The sequence below is a fragment of the Streptomyces sp. NPDC028308 genome, from assembly GCF_055565855.1.
Genome location: NZ_JBVHTO010000011.1, coordinates 335,085 through 347,170, shown reverse-complemented (window position 1 = coordinate 347,170; position 12,086 = coordinate 335,085). Strand labels below are relative to the sequence as shown.

The 12,086-nt window shown below is 74.2% G+C and carries 14 protein-coding genes; 4 read left to right on the top strand and 10 right to left on the bottom strand.

What is annotated here, in order from left to right:
* Positions 1-7 precede the first annotated feature (7 nt).
* The 5 genes from ACZ4VA_RS26625 to ACZ4VA_RS26605 all read right to left on the bottom strand — a co-directional run bounded on the left by ACZ4VA_RS26625 (position 8) and on the right by ACZ4VA_RS26605 (position 3,989).
* Positions 8-1,108, bottom strand: coding sequence for an ABC transporter ATP-binding protein (locus ACZ4VA_RS26625; protein WP_468082703.1), 1,101 nt, complete (start codon positions 1,106-1,108; stop codon positions 8-10).
* A 37-nt stretch (positions 1,109-1,145) separates the two neighbouring features.
* Complete coding sequence (locus ACZ4VA_RS26620) at positions 1,146-1,964, bottom strand: ABC transporter permease (RefSeq protein WP_389390115.1); 819 nt, start codon at positions 1,962-1,964, stop codon at positions 1,146-1,148.
* Positions 1,961-2,791, bottom strand: a complete 831-nt coding sequence (gene modA, locus ACZ4VA_RS26615; RefSeq protein WP_468082701.1) for a molybdate ABC transporter substrate-binding protein — start codon at positions 2,789-2,791, stop codon at positions 1,961-1,963. Before modA ends, ACZ4VA_RS26620 begins: the two co-directional genes overlap by 4 nt.
* A 209-nt stretch (positions 2,792-3,000) precedes the next feature.
* Positions 3,001-3,396, bottom strand: a complete 396-nt coding sequence (locus ACZ4VA_RS26610) for a TOBE domain-containing protein (RefSeq protein ID WP_356163749.1) — start codon at positions 3,394-3,396, stop codon at positions 3,001-3,003.
* A gap of 170 nt (positions 3,397-3,566) precedes the next feature.
* Positions 3,567-3,989, bottom strand: coding sequence for an STAS domain-containing protein (locus tag ACZ4VA_RS26605; RefSeq protein ID WP_468082699.1), 423 nt, complete (start codon positions 3,987-3,989; stop codon positions 3,567-3,569).
* A 1,003-nt stretch (positions 3,990-4,992) separates the two neighbouring features.
* Here ACZ4VA_RS26605 and ACZ4VA_RS26600 point away from each other — a divergent pair.
* Positions 4,993-5,388 (top strand): DUF5994 family protein, encoded by a 396-nt coding sequence (locus ACZ4VA_RS26600; protein WP_355788614.1) that lies wholly within the window; start codon positions 4,993-4,995, stop codon positions 5,386-5,388.
* 54 nt (positions 5,389-5,442) lie between these two features.
* Here ACZ4VA_RS26600 and ACZ4VA_RS26595 read toward each other — a convergent pair whose 3' ends face one another.
* The 5 genes from ACZ4VA_RS26595 to ACZ4VA_RS26575 form a co-directional block, all read right to left on the bottom strand.
* Complete coding sequence (locus ACZ4VA_RS26595) at positions 5,443-6,054, bottom strand: GNAT family N-acetyltransferase (RefSeq protein ID WP_468082697.1); 612 nt, start codon at positions 6,052-6,054, stop codon at positions 5,443-5,445.
* Positions 6,055-6,603: 549 nt separating this feature from the next.
* Positions 6,604-6,867, bottom strand: a complete 264-nt coding sequence (locus ACZ4VA_RS26590; protein WP_356238052.1) for a hypothetical protein — start codon at positions 6,865-6,867, stop codon at positions 6,604-6,606.
* A complete protein-coding gene (locus ACZ4VA_RS26585) occupies positions 6,864-7,580 on the bottom strand; it encodes a DUF5994 family protein (protein ID WP_388904821.1) in 717 nt (238 codons plus the stop codon). The genes ACZ4VA_RS26590 and ACZ4VA_RS26585 overlap by 4 nt, the downstream gene beginning before the upstream one ends.
* A 339-nt stretch (positions 7,581-7,919) precedes the next feature.
* Positions 7,920-8,267, bottom strand: coding sequence for a hypothetical protein (locus ACZ4VA_RS26580; RefSeq protein WP_355788623.1), 348 nt, complete (start codon positions 8,265-8,267; stop codon positions 7,920-7,922).
* Positions 8,268-8,570: 303 nt separating this feature from the next.
* Positions 8,571-9,566, bottom strand: a complete 996-nt coding sequence (locus ACZ4VA_RS26575) for a helix-turn-helix transcriptional regulator (RefSeq protein WP_356163752.1) — start codon at positions 9,564-9,566, stop codon at positions 8,571-8,573.
* Between the two features lie 160 nt (positions 9,567-9,726).
* On the opposite strand from ACZ4VA_RS26575, the gene ACZ4VA_RS26570 reads away from it, so the two are divergent.
* The 3 genes from ACZ4VA_RS26570 (at position 9,727) to ACZ4VA_RS26560 (ending at position 12,008) form a co-directional block, all read left to right on the top strand.
* Positions 9,727-10,035: a hypothetical protein gene (locus ACZ4VA_RS26570; protein ID WP_356163753.1), complete on the top strand. Its 309-nt coding sequence runs from the start codon at positions 9,727-9,729 to the stop codon at positions 10,033-10,035.
* Positions 10,036-10,445: 410 nt separating this feature from the next.
* Positions 10,446-10,643 carry a hypothetical protein gene (locus ACZ4VA_RS26565; protein ID WP_356238050.1) on the top strand — a complete coding sequence of 66 codons (198 nt, stop codon included), beginning with the start codon at positions 10,446-10,448 and terminating at the stop codon, positions 10,641-10,643.
* Positions 10,644-10,820: 177 nt separating this feature from the next.
* Complete coding sequence (locus ACZ4VA_RS26560) at positions 10,821-12,008, top strand: aggregation-promoting factor C-terminal-like domain-containing protein (RefSeq protein WP_468082694.1); 1,188 nt, start codon at positions 10,821-10,823, stop codon at positions 12,006-12,008.
* The last annotated feature ends 78 nt before the right edge of the window (positions 12,009-12,086 follow it).

Below are 12,086 nucleotides of genomic sequence, written 5' to 3'. Positions count from 1 at the left end.
CCGGTGGTCAGGCGGGGTACGCGTGCGTCTGCGTGGCCTTGACCGTCGCCCAGACCGGGGCGCCGGGGTGCAGGCCGAGTTCGGCGGCGGCGACGGTGGTCAGGTCGGCGGCGAGGGGGAGTTCGCCGGTGAGGTCCGCGCGGATCTGGTCGCCGTGGGTCTCCAGGCCGGTGACCCGGCACTGCCACAGGTTCCGGGCGCTGGAGCCGGTCGGGCGGTCGCGGTGGAGCGTCACCGCGGCCGGCGGGAAGGCCACGAAGACGGGACCCGACAGGTTCTCGGTCGTGGTGATCGCCGGGCCCGCGTCCAGGGTCACGGTGTGGCCCTCGGCCCGGCCCCGGTAGAGGTTCAGGCCGACGAGCTGGGCGATGTAGTCCGTGCGCGGATGCCGGGCGATGTCGGAGGGGGTGCCCTCCTGGACGACCCGGCCCTGCTCGACGACGACCAGCCGGTCCGCCAGCACCATCGCGTCCAGTGGATCGTGCGTGACGAGGACGGCGACGGCCTCGAAGTCGGCCAGATGGCGCCTGAGTTGGGCGCGTACGTCGAGCCGGGTGCGGGCGTCGAGCGCGGCCAGCGGCTCGTCCAGGAGCAGCAGTCGGGGGCCGGTCGCCAGGGCCCGGGCGAGGGCGACGCGCTGGGCCTGCCCGCCCGAGAGCCGGCGCGGTCTCGCGTCCGCGTGCTCGGCGAGCCCCATCCGCTCCAGCCATCCGGCGGCCCGCTCCCTGGCCGCCGCCTTCGGCAGCCCCTGGCAGCGCGGCCCGAACGCGACGTTGTCCAGGGCGGACAGGTGCGGGAAGAGCAGGTAGTCCTGGAAGACGACGCCCACCGGTCGGGACTCCGGCGGTCTCCCGTCCAGGGAGGCCCCGTCCAGGTGGAGGCGGCCGCCCTCGGAGAGCGGTGTGAGCCCGGCGAGCGCCCGCAGCGCGGTGGTCTTTCCGGCCCCGTTCGGCCCGAGCAGCGCGACGACCTCACCGGGCGCGCCACGCAGCTCGACGTCCAGCCGGAAACTCCCGCGCTCCACGAGCAGCCGCGCGTCCAGGCCCTTCGCGGACGGTGTGTGGCCGGTGGGGGGCGGGGTCCCGGAGTGGTCGGCGGTGTCCGTCATGACGGTTCCCTCCGGTGGTGGCGCGGCCGGCCGTGGCTCATGACGCCGTCATCCAGCGGTCCCGCAGCCCGGCCAGCACGGCGATCGACACGACCAGCAGTACCAGGCTCAGCGCGATCGCCGCGGCCGGGTCGTTCTGGAGGGCGAGGTAGACGGCCAGCGGCATGGTCTGCGTACGGCCGGGGAAGTTGCCGGCGAACGTGATCGTCGCGCCGAACTCGCCGAGCGCGCGGGCCCACGCCAGCACGGACCCCGCAGCGATCCCGGGCGCGATCAACGGCAGCGTCACCCGGCGGAACGCGGTGAAGCGGGACGCGCCGAGGGTCGCCGCCGCCTCCTCGTAGCGCGGATCGGCGGCCCGTAGCGTGCCCTCCACGCTGATCACGAGGAACGGCATCGCCACGAACGTCTCCGCGACCACCACCCCCGCCGTCGTGAACGGCAGCGTGATCCCGAAGGCCGAGTCGAGCCACTGCCCGACGACGCCGTTGCGGCCGAGCGCGAGCAGCAGGGCCACACCGCCCACCACCGGGGGCAGGACGAGCGGCAGTGTCACCAGGGCGCGCACGAAACCGCGGCCGGGGAAGTCGGTGCGCGCGAGGAGCCAGGCCAGCGGCACGCCCATCACCAGGCTCGCCGCGGTGGCCGCCGTCGCGGTGACCAGCGACAACTGGAGGGCCTGCCAGACCTCCGGACTGGTCAGCTGCTCCGGAAGACTGCGCCACGGAGCCCGGACCAGCAGCGCGACCAGCGGCAGCAGCAGGAAGACCAGGCCGACGAGGGCGGGCAGCAGGAGGGGCAGCGGGGCCCTGCCCCGCGCGCCGGTCCCGGCCCGCCCGCGCCGCCGGCCGGTCACGGCGCGAGGAACCCGGCGGACGTCAGCACCCGCTGCCCGTCGGCGGACCGCACCAGCGCGATGAACGCCTTCGCCACGGCGGTGCCCCGCGCGTCCTTGAGCAGGGCGATCGGGTAGTCGTTGACGGCGTCGGCCGACTCGGGGAACTCCACGCCCTCCACCTTGTCACCCGCCGCCTTCACATCGGTCTTGTAGACCACCGCGGCGTCGGCCTCCTTCAGCTCTACCTTGGTCAGGGCGCTCTTGACGTCCTGCTCGTAGGAGACCGGGGTGAGCTTCACGCCGCTCGCGTCCAGCGCTTTCTGCGCGGCGGCGCCGCACGGCACCGTCCGGTCGCACAGCACGACCTTGAGGCCGGACCTGCCGAGGTCCTTCAGCGAGGAGACCTTGTCGGGGTTGCCCGGCAGGGTGGCGATCTCCAGCTGGTTGCGCACGAAGGTCACCGGGGCGCCGGCCGTGCCCTTCGCGTCCGTCACGATCGCCATCGTCTTGGGGCTGGCGGCGGCGAACACGTCGGCGGGGGCGCCCCCGGTGATACCGGCGGCCAGCGTGTCACTGCCCCCGAAGTTGAAGGTCACCTCCGTACCGGGGTGGGCCTTCTCGAACCGCGCGCCCAGCTTCGTGAAGCTCTCCTTCAGCGAGGCGGCGGCGAATACGGTCACCGTCCCCGAGAGCTTCCCGGACTCCCCCGACCCGGCCGCGGAGTCCGCGTCCGCGTCCGATCCGGAGGAGGAGCAGGCGCTCACGGCCAGCAGCACGGCGGTGCCCGCGCCGGCCGCCCGGAGGGTCCGGCGGATACGGCGCGTCCGGCGCGCGGAACGGGTCATCACGAGAGCACTCCTCTGGACGTTCGGACGGGCCTACACCGATCATACTTCCGCAGATGCAAGCCGAAAGTCTCCTGTCGCATCGCATGAGCGGTCCTAGGCATCGCAGAGGCACGCATGTGCGTTCCTACGGTGTGCTGCGGGCGGAGGCGCGCCTTTGCCCCGGCCGCGGCACGGGGCAGCGTCGCCGGGGGTACGTCCGCGGGGATCTACGTGCGGTCGATGTGCACGCTGGTGGACTTCACGCGAGCGGTGGCCTCCATGCCGACCTCCAGGCCGAGTTCCTCCACGGCCTCACGGGTGAGCAGGGAGACCAGCCGGTGCGGGCCGGCCTGGATCTCCACCTGGGCGGCGACGTCACCGAGCTTGACGGCGGTGACGATGCCGGGGAAGGCGTTGCGCACGGAGGTGAGGGAGGCGCCTTCCTCCTCGGCACCGCTCTTCGCGAGCTCGACCGAGAACGCCGCCAGGTCCCGGCCGTCGACGAGCCGCCGGCCGCCCTCGTCGCGGTGCGTGGCCACCCGGCCGGCGTCCGCCCACCGTCGCGCGGTGTCCGGGCTCACGCCCAGCAGACGGGCCGCCTGGCCGATGGTGTAGGACTGCATGCGCGCCAACATAGGCGCGAAAACCTGGCACCCGCAAACCTCGGGTGCCGTCCTGCCGGGCACTCCCGTGCTCGGGAGCCCGGCACCGTCAGCCGTTGCGCCGCAGGCCGCCTGACACCGCTCGGACCGCGGGGGACTCACCCCGCGGTCACGCCGAGGCGCCGGGTGCGCTACGGGGCCCGGTCGTCGTAGGGGGCCGGGCCCGGAGCGGGCCGTCCCCGGACGTGCCGGGCAGCCCTCGCTGTGGCCCGGTCCGCCGGTACGCCCCGCCAGGCGTCCTGGGCGCTCGCGTACCGGGGGAAGCGGCCCCGGAGCCCGGCCGCTCCGAGCACCAGGCCCAGGCCCGGCCGGGTGTAGACGACGCGGGTCCAGCCGAGCCGCCTCCGGCAGTCCTCCCACGCGGAGCAAAGGGGCTCCAGGACACTGCCGTCCATGAACGTCACCCTGCGCATGTCGACGATGAGGAACCGGCGCGCGGTGCCCTGGCGCGCTTCCTCCAGACCGCGGACGAGAGCCGGGACCGTCGTCAGGTCCAGCTCCCCGTCGGCGCGGACGACCCGGCACTCGTCGAACAGGTCGGGCTGAACGGCCATCGCCCCAACTCCTCTTTCCTCGTTCCGCCCTCAGGAGGAACCGCGCCTTGCGCAGGGCCTCTGTTGCGCGGGTCGGGACTGCACGGAGAGGGCCGGGGGCTCGGGCTGCCGCCTGGCCAGGGTATGGCTCCGCGCGCCGACCGGCCGTTCCGCTTCGGATCCGGCGCACGGGGGCCCTGGCGTGACCGCGCCCAGCCGGTTTCCCTCCGGGTCGTGGCCGAACTTGTCCGGGGCGCGAGCGGATCTCCGGAGAGGGGGTGGTCGTGGGGCGGGCGAGGGCGCCCGTGCCGCCGATCGGGACGGCAGCCGCCCCGGGGCCCGTGTCCGGTCGGGGGACGGTGGTGCGGAGGCCCCCCGGTCGCCGACGTTCCCGTCCCGGACCGGCGGAGTAGGCTGGGGACGCCGAGGACTCGTCGTACGCCGGTGGTCAGGCCGGTCTCGTCCTCTGTTCACGACGACGCCGGGCGTCCATCGCCCGGGGCAGGTTCCGCCCTATGACGGCAGAAGGCGTCCGACGTACGAGTCCCGCTGCCGAGGCGTGTCCGGCGGTGCGGCGCCCCGTCGCGGACCGCGCGCCCGTCCTTGCCGCGCACCGTCCCGCCCCTCGCGGCGCCCGCGCCCCCGTCCCCGACGAGCGGTACGGCGAGCGCGTCAACGACCTTACAAAGTAGGCGTGTTGGCGCTCCCGCAGTAGGCGTGCCGGTGCTCCCGCACCCCCTTCGCCCGCCACGTCCCGCACGGCGAAGGGGCTCATGCGCACCATGACCGGAGGGGCCCGCGCGTCCTGAGGGTCGTCCCCTTCCGCCTCCCGACCCACCGTTTCTCCCGTACCGAACAACGCGACGGACAGCCCGAGACCTTGGCCGGACCACTCGCCCCGAGGCCGAGGAGGCGCGGCCGTCAGCCGGTTCGACCGTTCGTCGCGCTCGTCCGCTCCGCCCCGAAGTCCGCCGTACACGAGCCCTCGGCACGCCGAAGCCGTGCCCCAGACAGGAGCGCCTCCATGGCCACCGCCCTCCAGCCCCTGCCCGCCGAGCCCCTCGTCCGGCTCCGGCTGGCACCGCCCAGCACCTCGCCGCGTCCCATCGACGGGGCGTGGTGGCCGCGCTCGCGCGACCTCCTGGTCGAACTGCCCTTACTGCTCGGCGGGCTGCCGGCCGCATGGGGCCAGATCACCGGCGTCACCGTCAACACCGCGATGTGGCCGGCGGGGCCCGGCCGGATGCTCGTCGCCAACCACGTCGTACGGCTCCGCCGGTCCGCGGGTTCGTACGGCAGGCACACCGTCTGCCTGCTCAGCCCCGGACACGGCCGCTGGGACCTGCTGGTCGTGCCGCCGGAGGCCGACGCGGCGGCGGCCGTACCGCTGATGGCGGCCGCGGCGGGTGAGGCACCCTGAGGCGACCGCCGACGTCTCCGGGGACGCGACCGCCGGTGGTGCCGGGGCGGTTGGTCAGCGCGGGGGTTTGCGGATCCACACCTCCTGGGCCCACGCACCCGGCCCCGTACCGGCCTCGGAGCCGGGACTCGTGCGGGGGCCTGCGCCGGGCGGGTTGCGAGGGCCCAGTCCACCGAGTCTCGTCCAGCCCCAGGAGTGCAGGGTCCTCGCCGCCACGTTCGCGTGGCCGTTCGCGTCGGGCCGGTTCACCGATGCGACGACCAGGTCGCTCCCCAGCCGGGCCAGCAGCCGCTCGGCCATCCGGGTCGCCACCCCCTGGCGCCGGTGACCCGGCAGCACCATCAGCTCGGCCAGCAGGAACGTCCGCCCGGAGGCGGTGAGTTCCTCGACGTCCGGCGGCAGCTCGCCCCGGAAGTCCGACCACCAGTCGCCGGTGCGCGCGACCCGGAATCCGTAGACGCAGCCGGCCAGGCCGTGCGCGTCGGCGACCACCATGTCGAAGTCGGGCTGCTGGACGTGCTGTTCGAACCGGCGCAGATAGCTCTGGCGGTCGCGGTACTCGGCACCGGCGACACCGCGGTACGCCGTCACGTGCACGTCCGCGACGGCGTCCCGTTGCTGCTCGGCCTGCCACCGGGACAGTCTGCGCAGGTACACCTCGGCCATACGGACCTCCCCCGCCGCGGGACGGACACCCCCGGACTCGGCATCGTGACAGGGCGGGCCCACGCGGTAAACCGGGCGTCGGGATCCGGGGTGGCCGTCGCGGTTCCGCGCGGCGGCCGGACTCCGTCCCTGAGGCCGGGGGAGAGGTCGGTGGCCGGAGGGGGCGGACCGCGCGGCGGGGAGGGGCGTGACGCGCGCTGTCGGCGTCGAGGTCGCCGTCGGGCGCGTGCGGGCGCGGGCCCTCGGTCCGGATCGTGCGTGGCGATCCGGTGCCGCCGTCGCCGGTGCCGCCGCCGGGGGCGCCGTCGGCGGACGGCCGATGTGCCGGAAACCCCGGTGACCGCACGGTAGTCCGGCCCGGGCACCGACAATCCCGGCCGCCCGGCTCGCTCGAGGGCCGGTCCCTCGGGGTCCCGGAGCGGTTCGCCCGGTCGGGGGCCGCCGACCGGGACGTGGCGCCCCCGCGCGGTCGGCCGGTCTCACTCCAGGGTCAGCAGGGCCGGTCCCGGTGCTGCCGGGGCGTGTGAACTCGCCCTTGCTGTAGGGAAGTTACCGGCCCTCCCGGTTGGCGTCCCGTCCGTCGTCCGGAGGGGCGGAGACCGGCGGGGCGGCGCCGTCGCCGGGACCCCGGCCGGCACCCCGTGGGCCGGACGGGACCCGGCTCTCGGGGCGCCGGCCCGGCAGCGGGCGGCCGTAGGAGTGCGCGGCGATCCGGCCGGCGTGCAGGGAGTTGAGCCGCCGGATCACGAAGGCCGCCACGGCGGTGAGGACCATGTACGCGGTGAGGGTCAGGACGACCTCCACGACCGTCACGTCCCCGCGACGAGGGGAGCGGGCGGACCGGGGGCGACCACGGGCACGGCAACCGCGCCCGCGACCGCGTCATCCTCCGGCACCGGCGTCGACTCGTCCCGTACGGGCGCGGACGGCGCCGGCGTGGACTCGTCCCGAGCCGACGCGGATGGCACCGGCGTGGACTCGTCCCCAGCCGACGCCGACGGCACCGGCGGGGCCTCGTCCCGTACCGGCGTCGTCTCTGTGTCTGTCCCGGGCGCATCGGCACCGTGCCGGGACTCCTCCGCTGCGATCAGCGCGCTCGCGGTCAGCGGGGCGGCGCCGGGATCGGACGCGGCGGCCATGAGGCGCTCGGCCGCGGCGGTCCCGGTGCCGGGCGGGACGACGAGCAGGTCCCAGCGACCGACGGAGTACGACAGCAGCAGGACCTTGTGCGGATCCAGCTCCTGCGTGAACCAGCCGACCTTCACCACGTGCCCGCGACCCGCCACGTGGCGGGGGACGGCATCCCAGTGGGCTGGGTTGACGGCGACGCGCGTGACGCGGCCCCACAGCGGTTCGAGGGCATCGACCAGCCCGGGCAGCTCCCGCGCGAGGTCGCGCGAGCGCGGCCACCAGGCACCGTCCAGGAGGCCGCCGGACGCGGTGGGGCCCTTGAGCGCGAGGCGGGGAGCGATGTCGTCCTGCTGCTTCTGCCGCGGCAGCTCGCGGTCTTCGTAGGTGGCGGACATGGTGCCGACCCGTCTCCGGGACGGCCTGTGGACGGCCCGGTGTCACCTTTTCTCACCGAGAACGATCCCGGCGTGGCAGCCGGTATGCGAAATGCCCTCGGTATCTCAAAGCTACTCCGCGGCGCGGACGGGCGCGTCGTCCTGGAGGACCGTCTTTCCCGCCGTGACCGTTGACGACGGCGACGTCGGCCCCGCCGGCGCCGCGTCCCGGCCGGAACATCGTGGGCCGGACATGCGGGCCCGACGCGGCGCGCGCGTCGCCGTCAGCGCAGCGTGCGTCGCTCGGTGTGCCCGGAGAGCCGGGCGCCGGCCAGGACGAGGGCGACGGCGCCCGCCCGGTCACAGCCGCAGGAGTCGCTCCGTGATCTCCCGGTACTGCCGCAGCGCGTGCCGGAACTCCTCCGCCTGCGCCTGGGCGTCCTGGTCCTGCCAGCCCGCCCGGAGGCTGCGGCGCCGTTCCGCGAGGGCCTTCGCCAGTTCCGCGGTGACGTCGTCGAGGGCGCTCTCGGCCGACTCCAGGGCCTCACGAGGGGTGTCGGCGAAGTCGAGGAGGGCCTGCCGCAGACGCTGGGAGACCCGGTCCCGTTCCTCGGCGGGGAGCAGCGGCTCCGGCCCCGGTACCCGGCGTGCGCCGGCTCCGGAACCCTTGTCCGGGGGCTGCTGGGCGCGTGCCTGGTCGTACATCATCGTGTCGTCACTTTCCTGTGCGTCGCGCCGACCGGGTGCCGGCCGTGCCCTCGTGCGGATCAGGCCGAGCCCGCGGGCCCTGTTACGCGCCCAGGACCCCGACATCCGGACGGGGGTCCTCGACGCTCCCCGCCCGCCCGGTCGGCCCGCACCGTCCCGCCAGTCAACGCCCGGCGACGGCCGCTGTCAACGAACTCCTGGCGACGGAGAGTTGCGGGCCGGTCACCTGCCCGGGAGGCGAGTCGTGGCCCCGGAGGCACGTCCGGCCGTTCTCGGCGGCCGCCCTCCGCGCCCTTCCCGCCGTCAGGGGCGGGCCGGGAGCCAGCCCCGCTGCACGGCACGGACCCCGGCCTCGAACCGGCTGCGCGCGTTGAGCCGGTCCATCAGTTCGGACGCGATCCGCCGTGCCGTACGAGGGGAGACCCCGAGGCGTTTGGCGATCGCCTCGTCGGTGTGGCCCTCGGCCAGCAGCCGCAGGGCGGTCGCCTGCTGGCCGGTGAGCCCGTTCCGGTCGACGGGGACGACCTCGCCGAGCGGCCGGGCGGACTCCCAGGTGGTCTCGAAGAGCGCGCACAGCGCGGTGAGCGTGCCGTGTCCGGTCAGGAGGACCGCGCCCGCGGCCGTGTCGTCGCTGCTGACCGACATCATGGCGATCCGCCGGTCCATGAGGATCATCCGGGTCGGCAGGGACGGCACCGTACGGACCTGACCGCCCAGGCCGGCCAGCCAGTCGGCGTGCTCGACGGTCGGCCGGCTGGTGCGGACGCTGTCCAGGTAGACCGTGCGCATACGCACCCCGCGGCGCAGCAGGTCCTCGTTGAGCGGCCGGGACGCGGCCATGTTCTCCGCGGTCTGCGGCCCGCCGGGGGCGAAGGTCAGGAACTCCTCGGTGACCTCACGGGTGAGCACGGCCAGCCGGTCGCGTATCTGGTCGAGCCCGACGAGCTGTTCCACTCCGGGATGGCTGGTCGCGGGGCGGAGCTCCGCGTACTCGGAGATCAGCTGGGCGGCGGCCGCCCGCGAGGCTTCGAGACGGTGCTGGTGCGCTGCGAGCTGCGCCTGCTGCCGGGCCATCAGGACCTCCATCCCGATGTCGGGCGACACGGCGCGCAGACGGCCCGCGTCCCCGGCGGCGGGGCGCACCAGGGCCAGCTCGCTCAGGGTGTCGAGGGCGTCCCGCACCTCCTCCTCCGACAGCTCCACGACCGCGGTCAGCGCGGTGACGCCGGCCGCCGGGTGTCTGAGCATCGCGCGGTACACGGTCTCCGCGACGGAGTCGAGGCCAAGTGCGGTCGTCATGTGATCCCCCAGATCCCTGCGTGGAACATCCCCTGCCCGTCGGGGATCTTCGCAGAGAGTGGGTGAATCGTCACAGAGGGAGGGACGGAACAGGCCCAGGCCGCAACCGTCCAGCCCGCGAAACTCCCGCGACAGCGCCCGCGTTGAGACGCTGGAGCGCATGTATCTGGTCCACGCGCAGCTGGAGTTGCCCGACGCCGCGCAACTCCCGCCCGGCATAAGGGCATCGGTGCGACGCGCGATCGACCCCGCGGACCGTGTCGAGCACGTCGCCGTGCATCCGCGCCCGCCCCGCGGGCTCATCCTCGGCCTCTATCTGCTGGCGGGCGCCCTGGAGGAGGCGGAGGAGCGGGCCGTCCTGGTCTGCGAACGGCTGCTGCGCGCGATGCCCGAGCTGGCCGGGGCCCGGCTGACCGGCGCGGGGGTGCCGGTCCTCCCGCTGGCGTTCGTACCGCAGCCGGTGGACTGAGGGGGTCGGGGAGCCGTATCAGGACGGGTACGGGGCGGGCGCCGGATGGCCGATGACCGTCCGGGGCGGTCGGCGGACACGAGTCCGGGACGGTTGACGGCCGACGGATACGGCTTCGGGGGCCGGGCGCCGGATACGGGCGGTCGGTGGACGCGGGTCCGGGGCGGTCGCCGGATACGAGCCCCGGGGTGGCGGACGCGAATCGAGGGCCGGATGTCCGGGGGACGGCGCCGTGGACGGAAACGGCCTGCGTGGACGCATCAGTCCAAGGCCCTTTCCGTCCATCCGTGAACCCTTTCCGCGGGCCTGAGCTGCGACGAACCTATGGGGGACCGGCCAGGCCGACCGCCACCGCGGAGCGCGACGCCAGCCGGACACCACCGCTCACCCCGGAAGGAACGGAACCCGTCATGCTGCGTACTCGCATCGCCCAGGCCGCCGCGGTCGCCACTCTGGCCGTCGCCGCGTCTCTCGCCGCCCCGGCCCTCGCGGCCGTGGCCGGAACGGACACGGCTCCGGCCTCCTCCGTCCTCGCGGACGCCGGTTGGCAGGTCACCCCGCAGGACGCGGGCTGGCAGACCGCCCCGGCTGACGCCGGCTGGCAGTAGGCGAGCGGCCGGCCGTCGGCGCGTACGCACCGGCCGCCGGGACCGACACCGACGGGGCCACGGTCACCGGCCCCACCCACAGGCGCAGTCCGCCCCTTTCGGCACGCCGACACGCCTGCGAGCAGCACGCCTCCTCATACGTCCGTACGACCACAACCGCCCCAGGGGGAACGGGACATGATGAACATCCGCACGACCGGCCGCAGAGCCGCGGGCATGCTGGCCGCAGGAGCCCTCGGCGTCGGGATGCTCACGGCGACCGCCGGTACGGCCGACGCGGCCACCACCTGCTCGGGCGGCGTCAGCATCTACGGCGTACTCGACGACGGCAGGCTGACGTACAGCCAGATCAACCCGGCCACCGGCGACCTCGCGAAGGTGCTCGTGGGACCGGACCTCGGCTTCGAGCCGAAGGCGATGGCGACTCTGAACTTCAACACGGTGCTGGTCACTTCGACCTCCGGCGCCCTGTACCGCGTCGACGTCAGGACCAACAACCTGAGCCTCGACCTGATGAGCGCGCCGGTGCGGATCGCCGACAGCGGCTGGACCCACGACAAGCTCACCTACGACGGTCACGGCCATCTCTACGGCACCACGGCCGCCGGCCTGCTCCTCCGCTACAACGTGACCGAGGACAAGCCCGCCGGCTCCCAGCACATCGGCGTACGCACCGAGGTCGGCACGGGGTTCGTTCTGAAGGCCCTCACCGCGACGGGCGACGACCGGCTCGGCGCCACCACCGAGGACGGGCGGCTGCTCGACTACTCGATCGCGGGCGCGGGTTCCTGGAAGAGCAACGCGCTGAAGCCGTCGGGCTGGTCCGGTTTCAACCAGCTCGTCTCGCCCGGCGGGGGCCTGTACTACGGCCGCCTGTCCACCGGCGCCATGTACTGGTACAAGGACGCCAACCCGATCGACGGATCCGGTACGGACATCTCGTACCACCTCGACGACCCGGTCAACACCAGTGGCTGGACGCAGAAACTGCTGTCCGCGCAGCCCGCCACGTACAACTGCACCACCACCACGACCACGGTCGACCGCGACGACATCGCCGCCGTCAAGGCCGCCGGCCGGCAGATGATGAACAACAAGGACGCCTCGTGGGCCACCTCCGCCCAGTGGTCCTGCCTGGAGACGCTCTGGGACCACGAGAGCAACTGGCGCTGGAACGCGACGAATCCGTCCTCCGGCGCCTACGGCATCCCGCAGGCGCTGCCCGCCACCAAGATGGATGTGGCCGGTGACGACTGGCGGGAGAACCCGCTCACCCAGATCAAGTGGGGTCTCAGCTACATCGACGGCCGCTACGGCTCCCCGTGCGGAGCGTGGAACTTCTGGCAGGCCAACCACTGGTACTAGAAACGCTGTTGGCCCCAGGTCGTGTCCGCCCCCCTCGGTGGTGGCGGGCACGACCTGGGGCCGTCGCCGCAACGCGAG

Bases quoted from the DNA above. Each gene is read 5' to 3' on its own strand.
- ACZ4VA_RS26595 (WP_468082697.1), bottom strand. From the start codon at position 6,054: ATGGCCGAGGTGTACCTGCGCAGACTGTCCCGGTGGCAGGCCGAGCAG.
- ACZ4VA_RS26570 (WP_356163753.1), top strand. From the start codon at position 9,727: ATGTATCTGGTCCACGCGCAGCTGGAGTTGCCCGACGCCGCGCAACTC.
- ACZ4VA_RS26600 (WP_355788614.1), top strand. From the start codon at position 4,993: ATGGCCACCGCCCTCCAGCCCCTGCCCGCCGAGCCCCTCGTCCGGCTC.
- ACZ4VA_RS26560 (WP_468082694.1), top strand. From the start codon at position 10,821: ATGATGAACATCCGCACGACCGGCCGCAGAGCCGCGGGCATGCTGGCC.
- modA (WP_468082701.1), bottom strand. From the start codon at position 2,791: ATGACCCGTTCCGCGCGCCGGACGCGCCGTATCCGCCGGACCCTCCGG.
- ACZ4VA_RS26605 (WP_468082699.1), bottom strand. From the start codon at position 3,989: ATGGCCGTTCAGCCCGACCTGTTCGACGAGTGCCGGGTCGTCCGCGCC.
- ACZ4VA_RS26585 (WP_388904821.1), bottom strand. From the start codon at position 7,580: ATGTCCGCCACCTACGAAGACCGCGAGCTGCCGCGGCAGAAGCAGCAG.
- ACZ4VA_RS26625 (WP_468082703.1), bottom strand. From the start codon at position 1,108: ATGACGGACACCGCCGACCACTCCGGGACCCCGCCCCCCACCGGCCAC.
- ACZ4VA_RS26580 (WP_355788623.1), bottom strand. From the start codon at position 8,267: ATGATGTACGACCAGGCACGCGCCCAGCAGCCCCCGGACAAGGGTTCC.
- ACZ4VA_RS26565 (WP_356238050.1), top strand. From the start codon at position 10,446: ATGCTGCGTACTCGCATCGCCCAGGCCGCCGCGGTCGCCACTCTGGCC.
- ACZ4VA_RS26610 (WP_356163749.1), bottom strand. From the start codon at position 3,396: ATGCAGTCCTACACCATCGGCCAGGCGGCCCGTCTGCTGGGCGTGAGC.
- ACZ4VA_RS26575 (WP_356163752.1), bottom strand. From the start codon at position 9,566: ATGACGACCGCACTTGGCCTCGACTCCGTCGCGGAGACCGTGTACCGC.